The 1,877-nt window shown below is 36.6% G+C and carries 1 protein-coding gene and 1 pseudogene; both read right to left on the minus strand.

All coding sequences use genetic code 11. From position 1 onward, the window contains the following. The coding region (locus D7V20_RS18965; RefSeq protein WP_147395817.1) for a replication initiation protein at positions 1 to 668 on the minus strand (668 nt) is incomplete at its 3' end. A gap of 905 nt (positions 669 to 1,573) precedes the next feature. Beyond that, positions 1,574 to 1,877 (minus strand): annotated as a pseudogene (locus D7V20_RS18970) (replication initiation protein RepM); the annotation flags it as partial.

The following is a 1,877-nucleotide window of genomic DNA, read 5'->3' on the forward strand; positions in this document are numbered from 1 at the left end:
ATGTAAACCGAGTGAATTGAGCGCCCTTTCTTCAAAAATTGAGTATCCGTGATGCTTAAATCGGTTTGTTCGTGAATTTCCTTGAGTGCAGGTTCAATCACAAATCTTTTTAAATCATTTGATTTTTTATATTCAGTATCAGAGAAGCAAAACATTGAACGGATCTCATCAAGCGTAAGTTCGATATAAAACTCTTTGCCCTTTCCTAAGTTCTGTTTCTGCTTGAGAAACTCATAAAAACGTAAGGAATGAACGCACTTAAACTGCTGAATATTCTTGTTTTCATATTGCGTGAAGTAGCTTTGCAGTTGAAGCAAATAGGGCTTTAAGTCGGGGTGAAAATCGACAAGTAATGTCCCTCGATTGCTGTTGTAGCGTACCGATGAAAACCAATTCAGGGCTATGCCTTCGATCTCATCCCCAATGATGATTGGTTGTTTATTTAACTCTAGGGCTGATTTTTTGATGTAGCGATAGGCATTTTTGGTGTCGATACCGTGATTTTCGGCAATGCTACGAACATTCACCTCGTATTTTTTAAAGTCCGTATCCTCAATGTGGATTTGAGAAATGACGTTATGCAAAACGTATTGCTGAATGATCGTTAGTCGATATTTTGCTGTTATCAGATCATTTGATTTTTTGACAATTTGGTTGGTTTCTTTCATGACAAAACCTAGTTGGATTTTGAGCAAGTATTACACAACTACGAGTAAAATAAAACACTCGCTTTTATGTCATTATTTTCGCTTTTAACCGTTATTTTCTCGCTTTTAACCGTTATTTTCTCGCTTTTAACCGTTATTTTCTCGCTTTTAACCCCGTGAAAGCCTTACACAGCAAGGCTTTCAACCCCTCTAAAAAAAGAAAAAAAGAAAAAAAGAAAAAAAGAAAAGCGGTTTTTACACGAAAAACAGCCCTATGCCCTCGCTAAAGCTCGGACGTTTTAACCTCGCTAAAGCTCGGTTGAGGGGCTGTTTTTTTCAAATGGAGATTTAGAACCAAAAGCAGAAAAAAGCAAAAGCAACTATGAACTCGCTTCGCTCGTATTTTTTCAAAAGCAAAAGCCCTCGATAGTAAAAATTATCGAGCAGCCAGTATTTTTAAAAGCGGTTTTTCAGGGAGGGCAATAAGCGAACTTTCATTGTGTCGCTCGTAGACACTCGCTAATTATTATTTTTGAAAATTGAATAATTTCACCCGACTGAAAACCCAATTAAATCGAATCTCGGAACTGCTTATTATGAAATCTAATTTTGAGCATCAATTCAGTAAAAAACATTCCTTTGAAAATCACTATTGAGAAAAATCTTAGAATCCCTTTAAGAATCTACAATACTCAAATTCCGTCACCTAGGAACCCCTTAATTGCACGATGACAATTTTGGGTGATTAAGTCCAAAAATAACGGCTTTAGCCGTTTTATGTGCCGTTGGCACAAAACCCTTTAATTTAAAGGCTTTCAGTAAAAATTAATATTGTTCAGTGACAATCAAAAAAAGTGAATATTGCTTAATAACAATTTTTTAATATTGCTCGATGACAATAGAATTTTACTCTTTTTGAGAAATCCTTAAAAAACTACGCCAAATTCCTCCAATTTGTTCTCCCATTGGTCGGCTATTGCATCGGTTGTGATCTCACTTTGGATACGTGCCATCATCTGCATAATTGATTCATCACCCTGTTTAAACCGATCTGATAAACGATTAGACATGATTAACCCAGTGATCTTACTCGCCCTGTGCTGTAAATCGCCCATATTTGCGTTTTCAGGCTGTTTTACGATGTTGGTAGGGATTTCTACGGTTTTTTGCTTAGAAACGCCAGAATCGCTGTTTTTTGCCGTTTTTGATGCTGTTTTCGGCTTGGCTGTG

This window comes from Acinetobacter rongchengensis (assembly GCF_003611475.1).
GTDB lineage: Bacteria > Pseudomonadota > Gammaproteobacteria > Pseudomonadales > Moraxellaceae > Acinetobacter > Acinetobacter rongchengensis.